This is a genomic window from Pseudomonas nabeulensis (assembly GCF_004682045.1).
GTDB lineage: Bacteria > Pseudomonadota > Gammaproteobacteria > Pseudomonadales > Pseudomonadaceae > Aquipseudomonas > Aquipseudomonas nabeulensis.
In genome coordinates, this window is the sequence record NZ_QUZT01000023.1 from 14,030 (window position 1) to 36,761 (window position 22,732).

Annotated in this window: 20 protein-coding genes; 14 read left to right on the forward strand and 6 right to left on the reverse strand. The window is 62.3% G+C overall.

Annotation, left to right across the window (positions count from 1 at the left end; all coding sequences use genetic code 11):
• Positions 1–61: 61 nt before the first annotated feature.
• Positions 62–976, forward strand: a complete 915-nt coding sequence (locus DYL61_RS13980) for an SdiA-regulated domain-containing protein (protein WP_135308800.1) — start codon at positions 62–64, stop codon at positions 974–976.
• A 134-nt stretch (positions 977–1,110) separates the two neighbouring features.
• Here the strand turns inward: DYL61_RS13980 and rpiA are convergent, their stop codons facing one another.
• Entirely contained in the window at positions 1,111–1,782 is a 672-nt protein-coding gene (gene rpiA / locus DYL61_RS13985; protein ID WP_065902245.1) for a ribose-5-phosphate isomerase RpiA, read from the reverse strand.
• A 108-nt stretch (positions 1,783–1,890) separates the two neighbouring features.
• On the opposite strand from rpiA, the gene ilvA reads away from it, so the two are divergent.
• Both ilvA and DYL61_RS13995 read left to right on the forward strand, forming a co-directional pair.
• Positions 1,891–3,435: a threonine ammonia-lyase, biosynthetic gene (ilvA, locus tag DYL61_RS13990; RefSeq protein ID WP_274594948.1), complete on the forward strand. Its 1,545-nt coding sequence runs from the start codon at positions 1,891–1,893 to the stop codon at positions 3,433–3,435.
• A gap of 40 nt (positions 3,436–3,475) precedes the next feature.
• Positions 3,476–3,889: a DUF2269 family protein gene (locus DYL61_RS13995; protein WP_135308802.1), complete on the forward strand. Its 414-nt coding sequence runs from the start codon at positions 3,476–3,478 to the stop codon at positions 3,887–3,889.
• 102 nt (positions 3,890–3,991) lie between these two features.
• Here the strand turns inward: DYL61_RS13995 and DYL61_RS14000 are convergent, their stop codons facing one another.
• Positions 3,992–4,648, reverse strand: coding sequence for a histidinol-phosphatase (locus tag DYL61_RS14000; protein ID WP_135308803.1), 657 nt, complete (start codon positions 4,646–4,648; stop codon positions 3,992–3,994).
• Between the two features lie 143 nt (positions 4,649–4,791).
• Here DYL61_RS14000 and DYL61_RS14005 point away from each other — a divergent pair, with 143 nt between their 5' ends.
• Together DYL61_RS14005 and ptsP are read left to right on the forward strand one after the other, a co-directional pair.
• Complete coding sequence (locus DYL61_RS14005) at positions 4,792–5,271, forward strand: RNA pyrophosphohydrolase (protein WP_003176750.1); 480 nt, start codon at positions 4,792–4,794, stop codon at positions 5,269–5,271.
• 22 nt (positions 5,272–5,293) lie between these two features.
• Positions 5,294–7,573, forward strand: a complete 2,280-nt coding sequence (gene ptsP, locus DYL61_RS14010) for a phosphoenolpyruvate--protein phosphotransferase (RefSeq protein WP_135308804.1) — start codon at positions 5,294–5,296, stop codon at positions 7,571–7,573.
• Positions 7,574–7,697: 124 nt separating this feature from the next.
• Here ptsP and DYL61_RS14015 read toward each other — a convergent pair whose 3' ends face one another.
• Positions 7,698–8,444 (reverse strand): NRDE family protein, encoded by a 747-nt coding sequence (locus DYL61_RS14015; RefSeq protein WP_135308805.1) that lies wholly within the window; start codon positions 8,442–8,444, stop codon positions 7,698–7,700.
• A gap of 229 nt (positions 8,445–8,673) precedes the next feature.
• Here DYL61_RS14015 and lgt point away from each other — a divergent pair, with 229 nt between their 5' ends.
• Positions 8,674–9,486, forward strand: coding sequence for a prolipoprotein diacylglyceryl transferase (lgt, locus tag DYL61_RS14020; protein ID WP_135308806.1), 813 nt, complete (start codon positions 8,674–8,676; stop codon positions 9,484–9,486).
• Positions 9,487–9,537: 51 nt separating this feature from the next.
• Positions 9,538–10,371, forward strand: a complete 834-nt coding sequence (locus DYL61_RS14025; RefSeq protein ID WP_135308807.1) for a thymidylate synthase — start codon at positions 9,538–9,540, stop codon at positions 10,369–10,371.
• Positions 10,372–10,499: 128 nt separating this feature from the next.
• On the opposite strand, the gene cadR is transcribed toward DYL61_RS14025, so the two are convergent.
• Positions 10,500–10,940 (reverse strand): Cd(II)/Pb(II)-responsive transcriptional regulator, encoded by a 441-nt coding sequence (cadR, locus tag DYL61_RS14030; protein ID WP_135308808.1) that lies wholly within the window; start codon positions 10,938–10,940, stop codon positions 10,500–10,502.
• Between the two features lie 84 nt (positions 10,941–11,024).
• Here cadR and DYL61_RS14035 point away from each other — a divergent pair, with 84 nt between their 5' ends.
• The 7 genes from DYL61_RS14035 to DYL61_RS14065 all read left to right on the forward strand — a co-directional run bounded on the left by DYL61_RS14035 (position 11,025) and on the right by DYL61_RS14065 (position 19,992).
• Entirely contained in the window at positions 11,025–13,235 is a 2,211-nt protein-coding gene (locus DYL61_RS14035) for a heavy metal translocating P-type ATPase (protein WP_135308809.1), read from the forward strand.
• A 16-nt stretch (positions 13,236–13,251) separates the two neighbouring features.
• Positions 13,252–14,115: a LysR family transcriptional regulator gene (locus tag DYL61_RS14040; RefSeq protein WP_135308810.1), complete on the forward strand. Its 864-nt coding sequence runs from the start codon at positions 13,252–13,254 to the stop codon at positions 14,113–14,115.
• A 221-nt stretch (positions 14,116–14,336) separates the two neighbouring features.
• Positions 14,337–15,401: a putative 2-aminoethylphosphonate ABC transporter ATP-binding protein gene (locus tag DYL61_RS14045; protein ID WP_135308811.1), complete on the forward strand. Its 1,065-nt coding sequence runs from the start codon at positions 14,337–14,339 to the stop codon at positions 15,399–15,401.
• 1 nt (position 15,402) lies between these two features.
• Complete coding sequence (locus DYL61_RS14050) at positions 15,403–17,115, forward strand: putative 2-aminoethylphosphonate ABC transporter permease subunit (RefSeq protein ID WP_135308812.1); 1,713 nt, start codon at positions 15,403–15,405, stop codon at positions 17,113–17,115.
• A 24-nt stretch (positions 17,116–17,139) separates the two neighbouring features.
• Complete coding sequence (locus DYL61_RS14055; RefSeq protein WP_135308813.1) at positions 17,140–18,162, forward strand: putative 2-aminoethylphosphonate ABC transporter substrate-binding protein; 1,023 nt, start codon at positions 17,140–17,142, stop codon at positions 18,160–18,162.
• Between the two features lie 142 nt (positions 18,163–18,304).
• Positions 18,305–19,438, forward strand: coding sequence for a TIGR03364 family FAD-dependent oxidoreductase (locus DYL61_RS14060; protein ID WP_135308814.1), 1,134 nt, complete (start codon positions 18,305–18,307; stop codon positions 19,436–19,438).
• Positions 19,438–19,992 (forward strand): phosphonate degradation HD-domain oxygenase, encoded by a 555-nt coding sequence (locus DYL61_RS14065; protein WP_135308815.1) that lies wholly within the window; start codon positions 19,438–19,440, stop codon positions 19,990–19,992. The genes DYL61_RS14060 and DYL61_RS14065 overlap by 1 nt, the downstream gene beginning before the upstream one ends.
• On the opposite strand, the gene DYL61_RS14070 is transcribed toward DYL61_RS14065, so the two are convergent.
• Positions 19,989–21,356 carry a DUF3482 domain-containing protein gene (locus tag DYL61_RS14070; protein WP_135308816.1) on the reverse strand — a complete coding sequence of 456 codons (1,368 nt, stop codon included), beginning with the start codon at positions 21,354–21,356 and terminating at the stop codon, positions 19,989–19,991. The genes DYL61_RS14065 and DYL61_RS14070 overlap by 4 nt on opposite strands.
• Positions 21,349–22,719, reverse strand: coding sequence for a DUF2868 domain-containing protein (locus DYL61_RS14075; protein ID WP_135308817.1), 1,371 nt, complete (start codon positions 22,717–22,719; stop codon positions 21,349–21,351). The genes DYL61_RS14070 and DYL61_RS14075 overlap by 8 nt, the downstream gene beginning before the upstream one ends.
• Between the last annotated feature and the right edge of the window lie 13 nt (positions 22,720–22,732).

A 22,732-nucleotide genomic window follows, 5' to 3' on the forward strand; every position in this document is an offset into this window, starting at 1 on the left:
TTAAGTTTAAATTCAGACGGGCGTGATATTCCTTCGCCACTTTTTCCTTTGAGCCCGTCTGATGCGTCGATTTGCCCGCCCCAAACCCGTTCTATTCACACTTGCATTGATCGCCCTGATCAGTGCCGGGGCCGTTGCGCAGCATTTTCGGCTATTCGAACGCGCCTGGTTCAATTTCCAGGCGTGGCGCCAGCCGACGGATGAGCGCTCCATTGGCCTGGGCGATTACCGAGTGACCCTTGAGGCCAAGGTTATTGAGGGGCTGAACGATGATGTCTCGGCCCTCACCTACGACCCGGTGCGCAAAAGCCTGTTTACCGTCACCAATAAAAACCCCGAATTGATCGAATTGTCCCTTGAGGGCGATATCCTGCGGCGTATTCCCCTGGTGGGGTTTGGCGATGCCGAAGCCGTCGAATTCATCAGCGACAACATCTATGTGATCAGTGACGAGCGCCAGCAGCGGCTGATCAAGGTGCATGTCGACGACAACACCCAATTCCTTGATGCCGCTGATGCGGAGCAGATGACCCTGGGCCTGCATGTCGGTGGCAATAAAGGCTTTGAAGGCCTGGCCTATGACTCGGCGGGCAAGCGCCTCTTCGTTGCCAAGGAGCGCGACCCGATGCTGATCTATGAGGTCCATGGGTTTCCCCATTTCAAACCGGAAAAAACCTACTCGGTGCACGTGATCAACAACCCCAGGCGCGATGCCGGATTGTTTGTGCGGGACCTGTCGAGCCTGCAATACGACGAGCGTAGCGGCCACTTGCTGGCGCTGTCGGATGAGTCGTTTCTGGTGTTGGAGCTGGATATCGATGGTCGGCCGTTGAGCAGTTTGTCATTGCTCAAAGGGCGTCATGGCCTGAAGAAGCGAGTGCCGCAGGCGGAGGGGATTGCGATGGATGACGATGGCACCCTGTACCTGACCAGTGAGCCGAACCTGTTTTATGTCTTCAAGAAGCCCAATCTTTGAAAACACTGTAGTACCCATGTGGGAGGGGGCTTGCCCCCGATAGCGGTGTGCCAGTCACTCATAAGTTAACTGACACTCCCTCATCGGGGGCAAGCCCCCTCCCACACAAGTCTGCTGCAACTTGGGAATTTGCGTCAGGCTTTGAGGGTTTTCACGCCTTCCGGGGTGCCCAGCAGCAACACATCCGCCGGACGCGCCGCGAACAGACCATTGGTCACCACACCCACGATGGCATTGATCTGAGTCTCAAGCTCCACCGGGTTGGTGATCTGCATATTGAACACATCCAGAATGATGTTGCCGTTATCGGTCAACACACCTTCACGGTAAACCGGGTCGCCGCCCAGTTTTACCAGCTCGCGGGCCACGTGGCTGCGGGCCATCGGGATTACTTCCACCGGCAGCGGGAAGGCGCCGAGTACCGGCACCAGCTTGCTGGCGTCGGCGATGCAGATGAAGGTCTTGGCCACGGCCGCGACGATCTTCTCGCGGGTCAGGGCCGCGCCGCCGCCTTTGATCAGGTTCAGGTGCGCGTCGCTTTCATCGGCGCCGTCGACATAGAACTCCAGGTCGCTCACGGTATTGAGCTCGTACACCGGAATGCCATGGCCTTTCAGGCGTGCGGCGGTGGCTTCGGAGCTGGCCACGGCGCCGTCGAACGCGCCTTTGTGTTGAGCCAGCGCATCGATAAAACAGTTGGCAGTGGAGCCGGTGCCGACACCGACGATGCTCTTGTCGTCGAGTTTGGGAAGGATTAAATCGACGGCGGCCTGGGCCACTGCCTGTTTGAGTTGATCCTGGGTCATGCGGGCTCCGGAACGGGCGGGGAGTTGGGAAGGGGCGCGAGTATAACCCAACAAAACCTCTGGATTCGTGTGGTCGCCCGGCCAAAAGCCGGGTTAGACTCCTTGGCCCTGCCAAACCGTGAAAGTAGAAGCCCGCCGATGCTTGAACAGTACGTCAAAAAGATCCTCACCTCGCGCGTCTACGACGTTGCCGTAGAAACCCCGCTGCAGACCGCCCGCCAGCTCTCCGAGCGGCTGGGCAACACCGTCTGGCTCAAGCGTGAAGACTTGCAGCCGGTGTTCTCGTTCAAGATTCGTGGTGCCTACAACAAGCTGACCCAGCTGACCGCCGAAGAACGCGCACGCGGCGTGGTCACCGCCTCGGCGGGCAACCACGCCCAGGGCCTGGCCCTGGCGGCCAAGGTGCTGGGGGTAAAAGCCACCATCGTAATGCCCAAGACCACCCCTGAGATCAAGGTTGAAGGCGTGCGCTCCCGTGGCGGTAAAGTGGTGCTGCATGGCGATTCCTTCCCGGAAGCCCTGGCCTACTCGCTCAAACTGGTCGACGAAAAAGGCTACGTCTACATCCACCCCTACGATGATCCGCACACCATTGCCGGGCAGGGCACCGTGGCCATGGAGATTCTGCGCCAGCACCCGGGGCCTTTGGATGCGATTTTCGTCCCGGTGGGCGGCGGCGGGCTGATCGCCGGTATCGCGGCGTATGTGAAATACCTGCGTCCGGAGATCAAGATCATCGGCGTCGAGCCGGACGACTCCAACTGCCTGCAAGTCGCGTTGGCGGCGGGCGAGCGCGTGGTATTGCCGACCGTGGGCCTCTTCGCCGATGGCGTGGCGGTGGCGCAGATCGGCCAGCACACCTTCGATATCTGCAAAGACTATGTCGATGAAGTGATCACCGTGAGCACCGATGAAATCTGTGCGGCGATCAAGGACATCTACGACGACACCCGCTCCATCACCGAGCCGGCGGGCGCGTTGGGTGTGGCGGGCATCAAGAAGTACGTGGAGACCCGTGGTATCAGCGGGCAAACCCTGGTGGCCATCGACTCCGGTGCCAACGTCAACTTCGACCGCCTGCGCCATGTGGCCGAGCGTGCCGAACTGGGTGAGGGCCGTGAAGCCATCATCGCCGTGACCATCCCCGAGAAACCGGGCAGCTTCAAGGCGTTCTGCGAGGCCGTGGGCAAGCGCCAGATCACCGAATTCAACTACCGTTTCCACTCCGGCAGCGAGGCGCACATCTTTGTCGGCGTGCAGACTCACCCGGAAAACGACCCGCGCAGTGCGCTGATCGCCAGCCTGACCGAGCAGGGTTTCCCGGTGTTGGACCTGACCGAGAATGAACTGGCCAAGTTGCACATCCGCCATATGGTCGGCGGGCATGCGGCCCATGTCAGCAACGAAGTGGTGTTCCGCTTCGAATTCCCGGAGCGTCCGGGTGCCTTGTTCAACTTCCTGCACAAGCTGGGCGGGCGTTGGAATATTTCGATGTTCCACTACCGCAACCATGGCGCGGCGGATGGCCGTGTGGTGGCAGGCCTGCAAGTGCCGGCGAACGAGCGCCATCTGGTGCCGGCCGCGTTGGAAGCCATCGGTTACCCGTACTGGGATGAAAGCGATAACCCGGCCTACAAGCTGTTCCTCGGTTGAGCGACTACGCTGAGAGGGCGGCCTTAAAGGAAGACGACACATGGAAACCCTGACCACCCTGAAAGTCATTCACATCGCGGCCACGGTGTTGTTGCTGCTCAGTGGCTTGAGCCTGGCCGTGCTGGCCTGGCGCAAGCGCAGTGCCGGCCCGGCGGTGACCGTGCAGCGTCCGTGGGCGTTTGTGTGGTTGCTGATGGGCGTGTGCGTGGTGAGCATGCCGTTTACCGGCTGGTGGCTGGTGCACCTGATTGGCTGGCCGCTGGGGCAGACCTGGATTTTGGGTTCCAGCATCTTGTACACCGTGGCGGCGCTGGCGTGGTTCTGGCTGGTGGCGCGGCTCAATCGGTTGCGTAAGGGCGAGGGCGGTAGCTTGAACTTTACCTTGGTGCTGGCGGTGGTCAGTTTGGTGGGGTTTGTGGCGATTGCGGGGCTCATGGGTGCCAAGCCGGTTTAGGGCTTTGGACCGCGCTGCCTTCATCGGGGGCAAGCCCCCTCCCACATTTTGACCGTGTGAACCCGTTCAAGTGTGGGAGGGGGCTTGCCCCCGATAGGGCCATCAGCTGCGCAGCGTAATCACCGGCCACCCACGCTTCTCAGCCTCAGCCCGCAAATTCGGATCCGGATCCACCGCCACCGGGTGCGTCACCTGCTCCAGCAACGGCAAATCATTCATCGAGTCGCTATAGAAGTAGCTGTCTTCCAGGCTATGCCCTGTTTCTTCCAACCACCGGTTCAAGCGCGTCACCTTGCCTTCACGGAAGCACGGTACATCGGTGCTGCGCCCGGTGTAGCGGCCGTTTTCCATCTCGCATTCAGTGGCGATCAGGGTGTCCACGCCCAGCAGTGTGGCAATCGGCCCGGTGACGAAACGGTTGGTGGCGGTGATGATCACCAGTTTGTCGCCGGCGGCGCGGTGCTTGGCCAGCAGTTCGGTGGCCAGGGGCAGCATCAGCGGGTCGATGCAGTCGCGCATAAAGTCGCGGTGCCATTCGTCCAGTTGGGCCATTTCGGTGCGGCCGAGAATCTCCAGGCAGAAGTTCAGGTAGGCGGCGTTGTCCAGCTTGCCCGCCAGGTAATCCTGGTAGAACTCGTCGTTGCGAGCCTTGTAGGCGATGGGGTCGAGAATCCCGCGTTCACACAGGTAATCGCCCCAGGCGTGATCGCTGTCACCGCCGAGGAGGGTATTGTCCAAGTCGAATAAAGCCAGGCGCATTGCAGTTACTCGCTGAAAAGTCTGTAAAAAGGCGTCCAGAATACGGTCTTTTCACAAGAGTGCACATAAGGTAAGCAGCCTCGTTGCCGCTTCATCCAGCTTTGTGGAACAATGCGGCGACATGCGTTTGCGAGGTTGTTGCCGTGATCGACCCCGATGGTTTCCGTCCTAATGTCGGGATTATTCTTACGAATGATGCCGGACAGGTGCTATGGGCTCGCCGAATCAACCAAGATGCCTGGCAGTTTCCTCAAGGCGGGATCAACCCCGACGAAACCCCTGAAGACGCCTTGTACCGTGAGTTGAACGAAGAAGTCGGCCTTGAGCGCGAAGATGTGCAAATTCTGGCCTGTACCCGTGGCTGGTTGCGCTATCGTTTGCCGCAACGCCTGGTGCGTACCCACAGCCAACCGCTGTGCATCGGCCAGAAGCAGAAATGGTTTCTCCTGCGCCTGATCTCCAACGAGCAGCGGGTGCGGATGGATTTGACCGGTAAACCGGAGTTCGATGGCTGGCGCTGGGTCAGCTATTGGTACCCGTTGGGCCAGGTGGTGACATTCAAGCGCGAGGTTTACCGTCGCGCGCTCAAAGAGCTTGCCCCGCGCCTTTTAGCGCGCGACTGACGACGGAGTTCGACCCCGAGCCATGCTCAATACGCTGCGCAAGATCGTCCAGGAAGTTAACTCCGCCAAGGATCTCAAGGCGGCGTTGGGGATTATTGTGTTGCGCGTCAAGGAAGCCATGGGCAGCCAGGTCTGCTCGGTTTACCTGCTCGACCCCGAGACCAACCGTTTTGTGCTGATGGCCACCGAGGGCTTGAACAAGCGCTCCATCGGCAAGGTCAGCATGGCGCCCAATGAAGGTCTGGTGGGCCTGGTGGGGACGCGTGAAGAACCCCTGAACCTTGAACATGCGGCGGATCACCCGCGTTATCGCTACTTTGCCGAAACCGGCGAAGAGCGTTACGCCTCGTTCCTCGGTGCGCCGATCATTCACCACCGCCGCGTTGTCGGCGTGTTGGTCATCCAGCAGAAAGAACGCCGCCAGTTCGACGAAGGTGAAGAAGCCTTCCTCGTGACCATGAGCGCGCAGCTTGCCGGCGTTATCGCCCATGCCGAGGCCACCGGCTCGATTCGCGGCCTGAACCGCCAGGGCAAGGGCATCCAGGAAGCCAAGTTCGTCGGCGTGCCGGGTTCGCCGGGTGCGGCGGTCGGTACGGCGGTGGTCATGCTGCCACCGGCCGACCTCGATGTGGTGCCGGACAAGACCGTCGATGACATCGACGCTGAAATCAAACTGTTCAAGACCGCCCTGGAAGGCGTGCGCGCCGACATGCGCAACCTGTCGAACAAGCTGGCCACCCAGCTGCGTCCCGAAGAGCGCGCGCTGTTCGACGTGTATCAGATGATGCTCGACGACGCGTCCCTGGGCAGCGAAGTCAAAAACGTGATCAAGACCGGCCAGTGGGCCCAGGGCGCGTTGCGCCAGGTGGTCACCGATCACGTCAACCGTTTCGAAATGATGGACGACGACTACCTGCGCGAGCGGGCCTCGGATGTGCGCGACTTGGGTCGCCGTCTGCTGGCCTACCTGCAGGAGGACCGCTCCACCAACATGGTTTTCCCCGACAACACTATCCTGGTCAGTGAAGAACTGACCGCCACCCAGCTCGGCGAAGTGCCGGAAGGCAAGCTGGTGGGCCTGGTGTCGGTACTCGGTTCGGGTAACTCCCACGTCGCGATCCTGGCGCGGGCCATGGGCATTCCAACGGTGATGGGTCTGGTGGACCTGCCGTATGCCAAGGTCGATGGCATTGAAATGATCGTCGATGGCCATCGCGGCGAAGTGTTTACCAACCCCAGCGAAGTACTGCGCAAGCAATACGCCGAGGTGGTTGAAGAAGAGAAACAACTGGCACTGGGCCTGGACTCATTGCGCGAACTGCCGTGCGTGACCACCGATGGCCACCGCGTGCCGCTGCTGGTCAACACCGGCCTGCTGGCCGACGTGGCCCGTGCGCAACAGCGTGGCGCCGAGGGCGTGGGGCTGTACCGCACCGAAGTGCCGTTCATGATCAACCAGCGCTTCCCGAGCGAGAAGGAGCAACTGGCGATTTATCGCGAGCAACTGCAAGCCTTCCACCCGTTGCCGGTGACCATGCGCAGCCTGGACATCGGTGGCGACAAGTCGTTGTCGTACTTTCCGATCAAGGAAGACAACCCGTTCCTCGGCTGGCGTGGCATTCGCGTGACCCTCGACCATCCGGAAATCTTCCTGGTGCAGACCCGCGCCATGCTCAAGGCCAGCGAAGGCCTGAACAACCTGCGCATCCTGCTGCCGATGATCTCCGGCACCCATGAGCTGGAAGAGGCGCTGCACCTTATCCACCGCGCCTGGGGCGAAGTGCGCGACGAGGGCGCCGACGTACCGATGCCGCCGATTGGCGTGATGATCGAAATCCCGGCGGCGGTGTACCAGGCCAAAGAGCTGGCAAGGCAGGTGGACTTCCTGTCGGTGGGCTCCAACGACCTGACCCAATACCTGCTGGCCGTGGACCGCAACAACCCACGGGTGGCCGACCTCTACGACTACCTGCACCCGGCGGTGCTGCAAGCCCTGCAACACGTGGTGCGCGACGCCCATGCCGAAGGCAAGCCGGTGAGTATCTGCGGTGAAATGGCCGGTGACCCGGCGGCGGCGGTGTTGTTGATGGCGATGGGCTTTGACAGCCTGTCGATGAACGCCACCAACTTGCCGAAGGTGAAGTGGCTGCTGCGTCAGGTGAACCTGGGCATGGCCAAGGATCTGCTGGCGCAGTTGATGACCATCGACAACCCGCAAGTTATCCACAGCTCGTTGCAGTTGGCGCTGAAGAATCTGGGGCTTACGCGGATGATCAACCCGGCGTCTGCCAAAACTCTCTAAAACCTATCGGTGATTAAAATGTGGGAGGGGGCTTGCCCCCGATGAGGGAGTGTCAGCCAGCAAATGTGTAGCTGACACACCGCTATCGGGGGCAAGCCCCCTCCCACATTGGTTTGTGGTGTGGCTAGATATTGAGTTCTACCTCACCCAAGCGCCCACCATGGGGCCCAAAACTACGCTCCACCATCCGCCGCGTCCCATCCGCATTCACGATCAACGCCGTACTCGCCCTGGTCCCATAACTGGGGCTGGCAATAAACACGCTGGATAAAAGGCTCTCGGTCGCCAACCCCACCCCGGTATCCGGCAGCTCGGCAAACGGCGCTGTCTGCGGATCACTCAAAATTCCCAACAAGGCCTCCGGCTGCGGATCATCCAACAGCGCACTCAACGCCGCCTTGGCCTTGAGCAACTTGGGCCACGGCGTGTCCAGCCCCGCGTTCGACAGCCCATACACCCCGGCCTTCAAGCGTGTCGGCTCCGTGTGGTTGGCGTTGTAGTGCCACAACTCGTCCCGCGTCCCCACGAGCAGGTTAAACCCGGCATATTCAATCGAACGGCCGTTAACGTCGGCTAAATAGTCGTCAATCGGCATTGACCCATTAAGAAACCGCGCCACCAGTTCCCCGCGGGACTTGCGTGCCGGGGGCTGGTGCGGGTCGCGGATATTGGTGAGGGCCGCAAAACGCCCATCGGCATTCACCCCCAGCCAGGTGCCGCCGGCTTCCTGGTCGCGGCCGGCGTAGACCTCGGGGGCGTCCAGCCATTGGGCCAATGGCAGGCTGGGGCGGGCGTAGAACTCATCACGGTTGGCCGCGACGATCAGCGGTTGGGCATGGCCCGGCCGCCAGGCGAAAACAATCAGGCACATCAGGCGATCCCTTTTGTGTTTCTGCCCACTCTACGCATTCAGGCAAGGGCGTTCCATCGTATCCAGTTGGGTCGCGCACCTTCCATCCGTTAACATGCCGGACTTGGTTGGGGGGCACCCATGGAATTTCTGCTGTTCTGTGTCGGCATAAACTTTTTGTTGTAATGCAGGCTTAATCGCGGCGCGGCATGGTCCGGCGCCATAACGAATGATTTAACGAGGAGTCGCAATGCTGCCTTACCCGCAGATCGACCCGGTGGCCCTGGCCATCGGTCCGCTGAAAATCCACTGGTACGGGTTGATGTACCTGATCGGCATCGGCGGCGCCTGGCTGCTGGCCTCCCGGCGCCTGAACAGCTTCGACCCGACCTGGACCAAGGAGAAGCTCTCCGACATGGTGTTCTGGATGTCGATGGGGGTGATCGTCGGCGGGCGACTCGGTTATGTGTTGTTCTACGATCTCTCGGCGTACATCGCCAACCCGACGCTGATCTTCGAAGTCTGGAAGGGCGGCATGGCGTTCCACGGCGGGTTTATCGGCGTGATGATCGCCGCCTGGTGGTTTGGCCGTCGCAACGGCAAGTCGTTCTTCCAGTTGATGGACTTCGTCGCCCCCTTCGTGCCGATTGGCCTGGGTGCCGGGCGCATCGGAAACTTTATCAACGCCGAACTCTGGGGCAAACCGACCGACGTGCCGTGGGCCATGGTGTTCCCGCCGTTCAGCGACCCGGCGCAACTGCCGCGCCATCCGTCGCAGCTGTACCAGTTCGCATTGGAAGGCGTGGCACTGTTCCTTATCCTCTACATCTTCTCGCGCAAGCCACGCCCCACCATGGCGGTGTCGGGCATGTTCGCGCTGTTCTACGGGATCTTCCGTTTTATCGTCGAGTTCGTGCGTGTGCCGGATGCACAGCTGGGCTACCTGGCGTTCGGTTGGTTGACCATGGGTCAGATCCTCAGCCTGCCGATGATCCTCGGCGGCCTGGGCCTGTTGTGGTGGGCGTACAATCGCCCGCAACCTTTGAAGAACACCGCGCTTTAAATTCGAATGCCGAGGCCCTCAAGCCTCGGCTTCAACGATACGGGTAAACCAATGAAGCAATATCTCGAACTACTGAACGACGTCGTGACCAATGGATTGACCAAGGGCGATCGCACCGGCACCGGCACCAAGGCCGTGTTTGCCCGTCAGTATCGGCATAACTTGGCCGACGGCTTCCCGCTGCTGACCACCAAGAAGCTTCACTTCAAAAGCATCGCCAATGAACTGATCTGGATGTTGAGCGGCAACACCAACATCAAGTGGCTGAATGAAAACGGCGTGCGCATCTGGGACGAATGGGCCACCGAAGACGGCGACCTGGGCCCGGTGTACGGCGAGCAGTGGACCGCCTGGCCAACCAAGGATGGCGGCACGATCAACCAGATCGACTACATGGTGCACACGCTCAAGACCAACCCCAACAGCCGCCGCATCCTGTTCCACGGCTGGAACGTCGAGTACCTGCCCGACGAAACCAAGAGCCCCCAGGAAAACGCGCGCAACGGCAAACAAGCCCTGCCGCCGTGCCACCTGCTGTACCAGGCGTTCGTGCATGACGGCCACCTGTCGATGCAGTTGTACATCCGTAGCTCCGACGTATTCCTCGGCCTGCCGTACAACACCGCCGCCCTGGCGTTGCTCACCCATATGCTGGCGCAGCAGTGCGACCTGATCCCCCACGAGATTATCGTCACCACCGGCGACACCCATGCGTACAGCAACCATATGGAACAAATCCAGACCCAGCTGGCGCGCACGCCGAAGAAGCTGCCGGAGCTGGTGATCAAGCGTAAGCCTGCGTCGATCTATGACTACACGTTCGAAGACTTTGAAATTGTGGGCTACGACGCCGACCCGAGTATCAAGGCCGAAGTCGCGATCTAAAATGGGTCGCGGTCAAAATGTGGGAGGGGGCTTGCCCCCGATAGCGGTGGGTCAGCTAAATAGTTAGTGGCTGGCACACTGCAATCGGGGGCAAGCCCCCTCCCACATTTGTCCTGTGTTCACTTGGTTCAGTGTCCATGGCTCCTGCCCACATGCGAAGGCTCTGCCTCGCTGGCCTGCACACTCCCACTCACTTCCAACCGCTGCAAAATCCCGCACTCCGGCCCGCCGCCACACCGCTGGCGCAAGTCCAGTAACTGTTCCTGCAACACCAGCAAGCCGTCGATCCGCGCTTTGACATGCTGGATATGCTCGTCGATCAACGCATTCACGCTCTCGCACTGGTCCTGGGGACTGTCCCGTAACCCCAGCAGGCTGCGGATTTCCTCCAGCGTCATGTCCAGGCTGCGGCAGTTACGGATAAAGACCAGCCGCTCGGTGTGCGCCTGGGTGTACACGCGGTAGTTGGCGTCCGTGCGCGCCGGGGGCGGCAGCAGGCCTTCCTTCTCGTAATAGCGGATGGTCTCTACCGGACAGTCAGTCAATTTCGACAGTTCGCCGATCTTCATCGCAGCAGTCTCCAAATGGGTGCTTGACCCTATAGTGGCTACAGGGTCTTTACTTGGCAACAGGCACCTTACGGACGCGACCTGATGAGCGATTCTCCGCAAAAACTGACCCCTGTACATCACCATGGCCACGGCGGCGCGTGCTGTTCCGGTACGCCCGCCCCGGCGCTGGTGCAACTGAACGACGCCCCCACTGCGGGCTCACGCCTGAGCACTTTCCGCATCGAAGCCATGGACTGCCCCACCGAGCAGACGCTGATCCAGAACAAACTGGGCAAGCTCGCCGGTGTGCAGCAGCTGGAATTCAACCTGATCAACCGCATCCTCGGCGTCACCCACGACCTGCCGAGCACCGCGCCGATCATCGACGCGATCAAATCCATCGGCATGCAGGCCGACCCCATTGAAGAGGGTGCCCCTGCCGCCGCGCCACCGGCGAAGAAACACTGGTGGCCGCTGGCGTTGTCCGGTGTGGGGGCGCTGGCCGCTGAAGTGCTGCACTTCACCAGCGCCGCGCCGACGTGGGTGATCGCCGTGGTCGCACTGGTATCGATCCTCAGCGGCGGCCTCACCACCTATAAAAAGGGCTGGATTGCCCTCAAGAACCTCAACCTGAACATCAACGCGTTGATGAGCATCGCCGTGACCGGTGCGGTGCTCATCGGCCAATGGCCGGAAGCGGCGATGGTGATGTTCCTGTTCACCGTGGCCGAGCTGATCGAAGCCAAGTCCCTGGACCGTGCACGCAACGCCATCAGCGGCTTGATGCAGATGACCCCGGAGCAGGCCACGGTGCGCCAGGCCGATGGTTCGTGGGCTGAAATGGAAGTGAAAAGCATTGATTTGGGCGCCATCGTGCGGGTAAAGCCCGGTGAACGCATCGGCCTGGACGGTGAAGTCACCGCAGGCCAGTCCACCATCGATCAAGCGCCGATCACCGGCGAAAGCCTGCCGATTGAGAAGACCGTGGGCGATAAAGTCTTCGCCGGCACGATCAACCAGGCTGGCGCCCTGGAATACACAGTCACCGCTGCCGCCAACAACTCCACCCTGGCGCGGATCATCCACGCCGTGGAGCAGGCCCAGGGTGCACGGGCACCGACCCAACGTTTTGTCGACAGCTTTTCGAAGATCTACACCCCAGTGGTATTCCTGTTTGCCCTCGGCGTGGCGCTGATCCCGCCGCTGTTCATGGCCGGTGCGTGGTTCGACTGGATCTACCGCGCCCTGGTGTTGCTGGTGGTCGCCTGCCCGTGTGCGCTGGTGATCTCCACCCCGGTCACCATCGTCAGCGGCCTGGCGGCGGCGGCGCGCAAAGGCATCCTGATCAAAGGCGGCGTGTACCTGGAGGGCGGTTACAAACTCGACTACCTGGCCCTCGACAAGACCGGCACCATCACCCACGGCAAACCGGTGCAAACCGACTACCTGGCGCTGTTTCCGACGGTTGAGGACAGCGCGCCAGCCCTGGCGGCCAGTTTGGCCGGGCGTTCCGATCACCCGGTGTCGCTGGCCATCGCCAACGCGGCTGTGGATAAAAACCTGCCGACTCACGTTGTGGATAACTTCGAGGCGCTGGCCGGTCGCGGTGTGCGGGGCGATATCAACGGCGAAACCTACCACCTGGGCAACCATCGCCTGGTGGAAGACCTCGGTCTGTGCTCACCGGCGCTGGAAGAAAAACTCTTCGCCCTGGAGAAACAAGGTAAATCCGTGGTGCTGTTGCTCGACAAATCCGGCCCGCTGGCCCTGTTCGCCGTGGCCGACACGGTCAAGGACAGCAGCCGCGAAGCCATCCAGCAACTGCACGAGTTGGGCATCAAGACCCTGATGCTCACCGGCGACAACACCCACACCGCCCAGGCCATCGCCGCTCAGGTTGGCATCGACCAGGCCCAGGGCGACCTGTTGCCCACCGACAAACTGCAAGCCATCGAAACCCTTTACGGCCAAGGCCATCGCGTCGGCATGGTCGGCGACGGCATCAACGACGCCCCGGCCCTGGCCCGCGCCGAGATTGGTTTTGCCATGGCCGCAGCGGGCACCGACACGGCCATCGAGACCGCCGACGTGGCGCTGATGGATGACGACTTGCGCAAGATTCCGGCATTCATTCGGTTGTCGCGACAAACGTCGAGTATCCTCAAGCAGAACATCGCCCTGGCGTTGGTGATCAAGGCGATCTTTCTGGTGGTCACCTTCCTGGGCCTGGCCACCATGTGGATGGCGGTGTTTGCCGACATGGGCGTGGCCCTGCTGGTGGTGTTCAATGGCCTGCGCCTGCTGCGCAAATAGACGATGAGAGGATGGTGTGCTGAGTGCCGAGCTAAAGGCTTTTTTCATGGTCGCCCGCCTGGGCAGCATTACCCAGGCGGCGAAAAAACTCGGCCTGAGCCAGCCCACCGTCACCACCCAGATTCGCAACCTGGAAAGCCAATACGGCGTTGAACTGTTCTACCGCGGCGGCCGTCGCCTCACGGTCAGCGACGACGGTGCGCGGCTGCTGCCGATGGTCAAGGCGCTGTTGCAGCAGGAAGCGGATATCGAGTTTTTCCTGCGTAACAGCGGTCAGGTCCAGGGCGCGTTGAGGATTGCGGCGACGGCGCCGTATTACATCCTGGATCTGGTCAAAACCTTTCGTGAACGCCTGCCCCACGTGGAAGTGTCGGTGGAAATCGGCAACTCCCAGCAGGTGCTGGAAGCGCTGGATGATTACCGCGTCGATGTGGCCGCGTCTTCGCAATTGCTGGAAGACCCACGGTTGATCCGTCGCGTATTGGGCACCGATCCGCTGGTGCTGGCGGTGCATCGCAATCATCCACTGGCCAAGCTCGACCATGTACCGCTGAGTGCCTTGGCCGGGCACACCTTGTTGATGCGCGAGGCGGGTTCGACCACGCGGCGGTTGACGGAAGATCTGTTACAGGGCGCTAACGTGAGCTACGGGCCCCTGTTGGAAATCGGCAGCCGTGAGTCGATTCGCGAGGCGGTGTTGCGCAATATCGGCATCAGCATTATTGCGCGGCAGGAAGTGCCCCATGACCCGCAGTTGCGGGTGCTGACCATCGAAAATGCGCCGCAGATTCCGGAGTACTTGTACTGCCTCAAGGAAAGAAAGTCGGCCCGGTTGCCGGCGGCGTTTCTGGGGTTGGCGCAGGAAATGTCGCCGATCTAGGTTTTGGGTTGGCGGTTAGGGCCTCATCGGGGGCAAGCCCCCTCCCACAGGGGAACGCATTCCAATGTGGGAGGGGGCTTGCCCCCGATAGCGGTAGTGCAGGCACCACACCTCTGTAACCCAAATCCACCAATACCACTATCACCCGCTTTTGCCTTCCTGCCACATGAGCGACGCATTCCCTCCCTAGCATGGCCTTCATCCGTTTGATGAGGTGTCCCATGAACACAGCCCTGACCCAACCCAGCGCGCCGATGAAGGTGCGCAATGTCCAGAAGCGCTTCGGTGCGTTTACTGCACTGGACAACGTCTCCCTGGACGTCGCTGCCGGCGAGCTGGTGTGCCTGCTGGGCCCGTCGGGCTGCGGCAAGACCACCCTGTTGCGCTGCATCGCCGGCCTGGAGCGCCAGGACAGCGGTGAGCTTTACCTCGGCGAGCGTGACGTTTCCCTACTGCCGCCCCAGGCGCGGGACTACGGCATCCTGTTCCAGTCCTACGCGCTGTTTCCCAACCTCACTGTTGAAGCGAACATCGGCTACGGCCTCACCGGCACTGGCCGCGATGAAGTGCGCAAGCGCGTCGGGCAGATGCTGGAACTGGTGGGCCTGGCGGGCAGCGAAAAGAAATACCCCGGCCAACTCTCCGGCGGCCAGCAACAACGTGTGGCCCTGGCCCGTGCGTTGGCGCCGGCACCTTCATTGCTGTTGTTGGACGAACCGATGTCGGCCCTCGATGCTCGCGTGCGTGAGCATCTGTGCACCGAGCTGCGCCAACTGCAACGCCGCCTGGGCATCACCACGCTGATGGTCACCCACAACCAGGACGAGGCCATGTTGATGGCCGACCGAATCGCCGTGATGAACAACGGCAAGGTCGAGCAATACGCCACCCCTCAAGAGATCTACGACCGCCCGGCCACCCCGTTCGTGGCGGAGTTTGTCGGCCAGGGTAACTGGCTGCCGTTCAGCCGCAACAGTGCCAGCCACGCCCAGGTCGGCGGGATGAACCTGCGCCTGGCGGACGATGCCGGCGTGGCCAAGTCCGGGCGCCTGTTCTGCCGCCCGGAAGCCATCAGCGTCAACCCGCCGGTGCATGAAGAAAACCTGTTCCCGGCCAAGGTCCACGAGATCACCTTCCTCGGCAACCGCTGCCGCATGAGCTTCGAACTGGAGCACCTGCCCGGCCATCCGCTGTTGGCCGAGCTGGCGCCGGAAGCCATGCCGCGCCTGGGCGCCCAAGACATCTGGGTCGCCTTGCCGCCGCGCAGCCTGCAGGTGTTTGCCTGAGATGGCCGCTGTCATGACCTTGCCTGCAACGCGCCAGGTGTCCCGTGCAGAACTCGGCGACCGTCTCTTCGTGGTGGGCGGCAAACTGCTTTGGCTGTGCCTGTTGAGCGTGGCCGTGTTGCTGCCGTTGCTGGCGATCTTCTGGCGCGGTTTCAGCAGCGAAGCCGGGCAGGGCGGCGGCCTGGTTGCCGCACGCGAGCTGGTGACCAGCGCCAACTTCCACTGGCTGGTGGGCAATAGCCTGAAAGTCTCCCTCAGCGTCGCGGCCATCGTCGTACCGCTGGCCTACCTGTTTGCCTACGCCCTGCAACGCACGCTGATCCCCGGCAAGGCGATCTGGCGCGGGATGTCGCTGCTGCCGCTGATGGCACCGTCGATGCTGCCGGGTATTGCGTTGGTGTACCTGTTCGGCAATCAGGGCCTGTTGCGCGGGTTGCTCTCGGAAAATATCTACGGCTTCTGGGGCATTGTGCTGGGGGAGGTGATCTACACCTTCCCACACGCCTTGATGATTTTGCTGTCGGCGCTGTCCTTGGCGGATGCGCGGCTGTTCGATGCGGCGTCGAGCATGGGCGCCAGCCCGGCCAAAGCGTTTCGCAGCATTACCTGGCCGGCCACGCGCCAGGCGGTATTCGCCGCGTTCTGTCTGGTGTTCACTTTGACCATCACCGACTTCGGCGTGCCTGTTGTCGTCGGCGGCGATTACCAGGTGCTGGCGCTGGAGGCCTACAAGGCCGTGGTCGGCCAGCAACAGTTCGGTCGCGGTGCGCTGATCGGCATGGTGTTGCTGTTGCCGGCGCTGTTCAGCTTTGGCGTCGACGCGTGGCTGCGTCGGCGTCATGGCGATGCGATGAGTGGCCGTGCGCAAGTGTTCCAGCCGGTGCCGTCACGGGTCAGAGATGGCTGCTATCTGGCCATCGTGTTGTTGATCTGCGCGGTGTTGCTGTCGGTGTTCGGCATGGCGGTGTATTCGTCGCTGGTGAAGTTCTGGCCGTACAACCTGTCGCTGTCCCTCGCTCACTACCAGTTCGAAGACACCGCCGGCGGCGGCTGGCTGGCCTATCGCAACAGCCTGACCATGGCCCTGTGCACGGCGTTGATCGGCAGCGTGCTGATCTTCACCGGCGCCTATCTGATGGAAAAGACCAAGACCCAGAAAGGCCTGAACCTGGCCCTGCGCATGCTCAGCTTCGTGCCGATGGCCGTGCCGGGGTTGGTGCTGGGCCTGGGCTACGTGTTCTTTTTCAACCTCAACGGCAACCCGCTGCATGTGTTCTACGGCACCATGACCCTGCTGGTGGTGTGCACCATTGCGCACTATTCGACCACCGCACAAATGACCGCCACCACGGCCCTGCGCCAGTTGGACGCCGAGTTCGAAGCCGCCGCGCTGTCCCTCAAGGCGCCGCTGTACCGGCATTACTTGAAAGTCACGGTGCCGATCTGCCTGCCGGCGCTGCTGGACATCGTGCGCTACCTGTTCGTGTCGGCGATGACCACCGTGTCCGCCGCGATCTTCCTCTACAGCCCCGACACCATCCTCGCCGCCGTCGCCGTGTTGAACATGGACGACGCCGGCAACGTGGGCGGTGCGGCGGCGATGTCGACCCTGATCCTGTTCACCTCAGCCGGCGTTTCGCTGCTGCTGGCGTGGGCCTCACGTGGCGCGTTGCGCCGCTCCCAAGCCTGGCGCCAGAGCGCGCCGGGCCAATAAATCCATCCTTGAAGGAGGTGTTAAATGTTCAAGCCCCTGGCGCTGGTCGCTGCCGTACTGTCTGCATTCAGCCTGAATGCCTTCGCCAAGACCGACCTCACCGTGTACACGGCCCTCGAAGCCGAGCAGTTGAAGACCTACAAAAAGGCCTTCGAGCAGGCCAACCCGGATATCGAGATCAAATGGGTGCGTGACTCCACCGGCATCATCACCGCCAAGCTGCTGGCCGAGAAAGATCGCCCGCAAGCCGATGCCGTGTGGGGCCTGGCCGCCTCCAGCCTGGCGATCCTCGACCAGCAAGGCATGCTGGACAACTACGCGCCGAAGGACCTGGACAAGATCGGCAAGAACTACCGTGACCCCGCGAACCCACCGGCCTGGGTCGGCATGGACGTGTGGGCCGCCACTATCTGCTTCAACAGCGTCGAAGCCGAAAAACAGGGCCTGACCAAGCCGGTGAGCTGGCAAGACCTGACCAAGCCTGAGTACAAGGGCAAGATCGTGATGCCCAACCCGGCCTCGTCCGGCACCGGTTTCCTGGACGTAAGCGCCTGGTTGCAGACCTACGGCGAGAAGCAGGGCTGGCAGTACATGGACGACCTGCACCAGAACATCGGCCAGTACGTGCACTCCGGCTCCAAGCCGTGCAAGTTGGCCGCGTCCGGTGAGTTCCCGATTGGTATTTCCTTCGAATACCCGGCGGTGCAGTTGAAACGCCAAGGTGCGCCGCTGGACATCATCCTGCCAAAAGAAGGCCTGGGCTGGGACATCGAAGCCACCGCCGTGATGAAGGGCACCGCCCACGCCGAGGCGGCGAAAAAGCTCGCTGACTTCTCCGCCAGCGCAGCGGCCATGGACCTGTACAAGGACAACTTTGCCGTGCTCGCCCAGCCGGGGATTGCCAAGCCACAGACCGAATTGCCAGCGGACTACGAGCAGCGCTTGATCAAGAATGACTTTGCCTGGGCCTCGAAGAATCGCGACAGCATTTTGACTGAATGGCGTAAGCGGTATGACGGGAAGTCGGAGAAGGTGGCGGGTCAGTAAGGTTTTCGTTAGGGCTGATGGCCTCATCGGGGGCAAGCCCCCTCCCACACTGACTGTATTCACAGAATCAGATATGTGAATGCATTCAAATGTGGGAGGGGGCTTGCCCCCGATAGTGGCCTCAAATTCAGGACATCACTACATGACACACCACAGCGACCTACTCATCATCGGCGCCGGCATCCTCGGCCTGTCCCACGCCTACGCCGCCGCCAAACGCGGGCTCAAGGTCAAGGTCTTCGAGCGCAGCGCCACGCCGCTGGGGGCTTCCGTGCGCAACTTCGGCCAGGCCCTGGTCACCGGCCAACCGCCCGGACCGATGCTCGACCTGGCGCGGGAAAGCCGTGAAATCTGGGGCCACTGGGCCCAGGTCGCGGGCCTGCAACTCAAGCGCAACGGCGCCTATTTATTCGCCCGCACCGAAGCCGAAGAGCATCTGCTGGAAGCCTTCTGCGCCGGTCGCGCCCAGGAATACGGCTACAACGTCGAACTGCTGCAAGGCGCGGCGATGAAGGATTTATACGGCGGCCAGTTCCGCCATCACCGCGCCGCCTTGCACGGCAAGGACGATCAGCAACTGTATTCGCGCGAAGCGATCCCCGCGTTGATCAACTACCTGCGCGATGAGTTGAAGGTGGAGTTTCACTTTTCCACGCTGGTGCGCGATGTGGAGCCAGGCTGGGTACACAGCACGGCTGGCAGCTTTCGCGGCGAGCACATCATCGTCTGCTCCGGCCACGACTACCAAACCCTGCTGGCGGACGCGATGGCTGAACTCAACCCGAGTATCTGCCGCCTGCAAATGCTGCGTGCACGTCCCGTGGTGAACCTCAATCTGCAGCATGCCTTGCTCACCGGCCTGAGCTGCGTGCACTACGGCGCCTTTGCCGACTTGCCCGAAGCGGCGTCGGTGCAGGCGCAGATCCTGCGTGAAACGCCGCACCTGCATGAACACGGCATTCACCTGCTAATTAGCCCGACGCCCCATGGCGAGCTGATCATCGGCGACTCCCATGACTACGGCAGCGATGCCTCGCCGTTCAATGCCGAGCAGGTCGACGACTGGATGATCGAACTGGCCGAGCAGACCCTGGGATGCAAGATCCAGGTGGTGGAGCGTTGGCAGGGTGTCTACGGCTCACGCGGACCGGGGCCATTCTCGTTCGTGCGCGCCGCGCCGGGGGTGAGTGCGGCGTTGATGCATACCGGCGTGGGCATGAGCGTCGGGCCGGCAATGGCCGAGCGCAATATCAGCGCGTTGTGGGGAGCGGTGTGATGAGCCCGGAACAGGCGATTGCCGATGTGTTCGGCCTGTACGAGCAGTACGGCAGGGCGGACTACATCGGCGAGCCGGTGTCGCAGATCGAGCATATGTCCCAGGCCGCGCAACGGGCGATGGCCGAGGGCTTTGATGATGAAGTGGTGCTGGCGGCGTTTTTCCACGATATCGGGCACCTTTGCGGCCACGGCGAGGAAAACATGGGCGGTTATGGCGTGGTCAGCCATGAGCGGCTCGGAGCGGATTATCTGCGCCGTGCTGGATTCAGCGAGCGCATGGCCAAACTGGTGGAGTATCACGTGCAGGCCAAGCGTTACCTGACGTTCAGCCAGCCGGACTACTACGCTCGCTTGAGCGAAGCCAGCCGCCGCACCCTGGGTTACCAGGGCGGCGTGATGAGTGCCGCAGAGGCTTATGCATTCGAACAGGACCCGCTGTGCGCCGTGAGCTTGCGCATGCGTTACTGGGATGAGCATGCCAAGGAAATGCAGGTGCCGCTACTCGACCTTGAAGGGCTCAAGGCCAAGGCGCGGCGGTTGCTGGCGGCCTAGGTTTCGTCGAGGCGTTGGGCCAGGGCTTCAACCTGCTCCTGACGCTCGGCCTGGCTCAGCTTGGCGTGGGGGTTGAGGGACGACCATTGCGGATGGGCGCGGGCTTTGTGCAGCGCGTCCGGCAACTTGCCCTCACGCCAGGTTTTGTCCTGGGGTGTGTCGACCTTGATGCTGTGCATCGCCGCGTGGCCACGCAGGTTCAGGGCCTTGAGCAATTGGCGTTGGCGCAGGGCAAGCAGGCGCAGCACGCTGTCGTCCACGGTCAGCTCGCGTTGGCCCTTGATCTTGCCCAGCAGGCGGCTGCCGTAGCTGCGTGCGGTTTGCAGCGCGCCGCCGGCAATCGCACCGGCCAGGGCGGCGGCGCCCAGCGTTAAACCGCCGACCAATAGATCCACCCCGGCACCGGCGGCCGCGCCGGCGGCGATTCCGCCACCGACGCGTACGCCCAGTTGTTTTAGGGTTTCGGGGTTGAACAGGTCATCGCCCCAGCGGCCATCCAGCAATGGCAGGTCGCTGGCGTCGGCGTCTTGGGGGCGGAATCCGAACAGCTTGAGCAGCGCCTCCACGCATTTTTGTTCGCGCTGGCGCACTGCCTTGCGCAGTTCGCCAATGGCGTGTTGTTCGTCCTCGATGACCACGCTGCGACGACACGCGGCGCAGTCGATCAGCAGTTCAGCGATCAAGCGTGCGGCGCTTTGCTGACGGGCCTGGCGCTGGGCTTCCTGATCAAGAATCAAGCGTTCCAACTGGGGCCGAGCGTTTTCCAGCAACAGGGCCAGGCTTTCATACAGGCGTCGCTCGCCGTCTTCCGGCGGCGCCACGCTGTCGAAGCGCACCAGAGCGTGCAGGCCGAGTCGGGCCAGGGCTTCGCGCCAGTCCGGCTCGCGGTGGTCGCTGCTGCTGACGAAGTTGAGCACCGGCAGCAATGGCTTGCCACAGCTGGCGAGCACTTGCAGCTCGTCGCGGTACTTGGCCAGCACCGGTTCGCGCGCGTCGATCACATACAGGCCGGCGTCCGAGGCCAGCAATTGGCGCAGTACCTTGGCTTCCTGTTCGAAACGCTGGCGTGCCTCGCTGCCGTCGAGGAAGCGTGCCAGACGGGCGGGGCCGTCGAGACGTTCGCCAGGACGGTCCAGGCGTTCCAGGTAATCGAGCAAGGCGATGGCGTCTTCCAGGCCGGGGGTGTCGTACAACTCCAGCAAGGCTTCGCCGTCCACCGACAGGCGTGCGCCTTCCACATGCCGCGTGGTGCTGGGGCGATGGGAGACTTCGCCGAAGCCCACGTCACGGGTCAGCGTGCGCAGCAGAGACGTCTTGCCGACATTGGTGTGGCCGACCACGGCGAGTTTCAGCGGTTTAGTCATGACCGGTCTCCAGCCAGTTCAGCGGCGCGCTGTCGGCGAAGGGCAGCTCCAGTTGTTGCAGCGCGGCGTGCCAGTCCCCCAGGCGCTCGGCGTCCAGCGCCTGGCCGGGTGGCGCTTGCAGCAACCACACGCGGGTTTCGCTGGCGCTGCGGGCCAGTTCGGCGATCAGCGCCAGACTGCCGCGATCCGGCGAGCGGCGCGGGTCGCAGGCGATGGCCAGGCGTGCGGGTGGAAAGCGCGTGAGTTGCTCCAGCAGTGTGTGGCGCGATTCGCGGCTGTCGAGGATGCCGGCGTTCTTCACCGTGGCAGGCAGTTTGGGCGGCCACGGGTGTTGGTCATCCAGTTCGATGGCTACCAGCAGGGCGCCGTCGCTGTGCAGTTCGCTGACGCCGCCGGTGACGTGGTGCAACTGGTCCGGTGCCGCGTCGCTGACGCCGAGGCGTTCGCTGCTCGGCATCAGGCGTTCGCGCAGGTGGCTGTAGCCGGGCAGGTTGAGGTCCAGGCGCAGGGCATCGCGCCCGCGTTTCCAGCGCCACAGGCAGAGCAGGGCTAGGATCAGGCGCGGCAGCAGGCCGTAGACCAGCAATACGCCCACCAGCCAGGCGGCCCAGGCTTGGCGGGCGCTTTCGATATTCAGGGCGGAATCGCCGCTGGCGCGGATCATGTCGACCGTAGGCACGTTGAAGCCGAGCAGGGCGGGCAGGGTGCCCAAGGCTTGGGTCGCGGCGACGAAGGTGTCGGCACTAAGGATGGTGGTTTCCCACACGAAGCCGTAGCGGCGGGTGGCGAGTAGCGTCAGAAGAATCACCAGCGCGCTGAGCAATGCCAGCAGCCACAGGCTGTTGACCAAGATGCCCACGGCCCAGCGATTGAGTTTTTGTCGTTGCAGCAGCAATAGCAGTGCGGGAGCCAATTGGGCGGCCTTGGCATCACGGGCGAGTTTTTCGCTGAGCCACAGCCACAGGCGCCCGAGGCTGTCACCGTGTTCACCCGCAAACAGTAGGCCCAAGGCCCAACTGATTAACAGAATCAGATTCAAGCCGAGCAAGCTGCCCAAGGCCCAGAACACGTTCACCGGGGTCAGGCCGTTGCCCAGCGCGGCGAAGGCCAGGCCGGCGCCGCTGATCACTGCGACGACCGCCAGCAGCACCAGCGCCAGGCGTGCACCTTGCAGCCAGCGGGTGAGGGCGACTGTCAGGCCGTCGCGCTCGGCCAGGTGCAAGGCGCGCTGTTGAATGCGCGTTGGCAAGTCGCCACCGGCCGCGCGGGCCAGGCGGTTGGCTTCCTGGTCTTCCAGGTTGCCTGCGTGTTCTTCGCGCAGGCGCACGGTTTCTGTCAGCCAGAGTGTGTGCAGAGGAGTCACGCGCTGTCCTGTT

Bases quoted from the DNA above. Each gene is read 5' to 3' on its own strand.
- DYL61_RS13980 (WP_135308800.1), top strand. From the start codon at position 62: ATGCGTCGATTTGCCCGCCCCAAACCCGTTCTATTCACACTTGCATTG.
- rpiA (WP_065902245.1), bottom strand. From the start codon at position 1,782: ATGACCCAGGATCAACTCAAACAGGCAGTGGCCCAGGCCGCCGTCGAT.
- DYL61_RS13995 (WP_135308802.1), top strand. From the start codon at position 3,476: ATGGAAACCCTGACCACCCTGAAAGTCATTCACATCGCGGCCACGGTG.
- DYL61_RS14000 (WP_135308803.1), bottom strand. From the start codon at position 4,648: ATGCGCCTGGCTTTATTCGACTTGGACAATACCCTCCTCGGCGGTGAC.
- ptsP (WP_135308804.1), top strand. From the start codon at position 5,294: ATGCTCAATACGCTGCGCAAGATCGTCCAGGAAGTTAACTCCGCCAAG.
- DYL61_RS14015 (WP_135308805.1), bottom strand. From the start codon at position 8,444: ATGTGCCTGATTGTTTTCGCCTGGCGGCCGGGCCATGCCCAACCGCTG.
- lgt (WP_135308806.1), top strand. From the start codon at position 8,674: ATGCTGCCTTACCCGCAGATCGACCCGGTGGCCCTGGCCATCGGTCCG.
- DYL61_RS14025 (WP_135308807.1), top strand. From the start codon at position 9,538: ATGAAGCAATATCTCGAACTACTGAACGACGTCGTGACCAATGGATTG.
- cadR (WP_135308808.1), bottom strand. From the start codon at position 10,940: ATGAAGATCGGCGAACTGTCGAAATTGACTGACTGTCCGGTAGAGACC.
- DYL61_RS14035 (WP_135308809.1), top strand. From the start codon at position 11,025: ATGAGCGATTCTCCGCAAAAACTGACCCCTGTACATCACCATGGCCAC.
- DYL61_RS14045 (WP_135308811.1), top strand. From the start codon at position 14,337: ATGAACACAGCCCTGACCCAACCCAGCGCGCCGATGAAGGTGCGCAAT.
- DYL61_RS14050 (WP_135308812.1), top strand. From the start codon at position 15,403: ATGGCCGCTGTCATGACCTTGCCTGCAACGCGCCAGGTGTCCCGTGCA.
- DYL61_RS14055 (WP_135308813.1), top strand. From the start codon at position 17,140: ATGTTCAAGCCCCTGGCGCTGGTCGCTGCCGTACTGTCTGCATTCAGC.
- DYL61_RS14060 (WP_135308814.1), top strand. From the start codon at position 18,305: ATGACACACCACAGCGACCTACTCATCATCGGCGCCGGCATCCTCGGC.
- DYL61_RS14065 (WP_135308815.1), top strand. From the start codon at position 19,438: ATGAGCCCGGAACAGGCGATTGCCGATGTGTTCGGCCTGTACGAGCAG.
- DYL61_RS14070 (WP_135308816.1), bottom strand. From the start codon at position 21,356: ATGACTAAACCGCTGAAACTCGCCGTGGTCGGCCACACCAATGTCGGC.